The 274-nt window shown below is 34.3% G+C and carries 1 protein-coding gene; it reads left to right on the top strand.

What is annotated here, in order from left to right:
* A partial coding sequence (locus tag SB679_RS24160) for a Crp/Fnr family transcriptional regulator (RefSeq protein WP_410704779.1) occupies positions 1-274 on the top strand: 274 nt, incomplete at both ends.

The raw sequence follows: 274 nt of genomic DNA, 5'->3' as shown, positions 1-274 counted from the left end.
ATGAGGACGGCAAAGAATTTACCCAGAATATTTTGTCTGATGGACAGAGCATTGGAGAGTCACTGCTCTTTAATGAAAAATCTTATCCTATGAATGCTATTGCAAAAACGGAGTGTAAACTTTTAAAAGTACCTCGGGAGGATTTCTTTTCTCTTATTGGTCAAAACAGAAATGTTATGATGGATATGTTTAAATGTATGGCCGACCGGCTCTATTACAAATATTTGATGCTTTTTAATATTTCATCTTCAGACCCTCAATTCAAAATCAAAAC

It is taken from the genome of Chryseobacterium sp. SIMBA_029 (assembly GCF_046535275.1).
Classification (GTDB): Bacteria; Bacteroidota; Bacteroidia; order Flavobacteriales; family Weeksellaceae; genus Chryseobacterium.
This window is presented reverse-complemented; position numbering and strand designations above follow the sequence as displayed.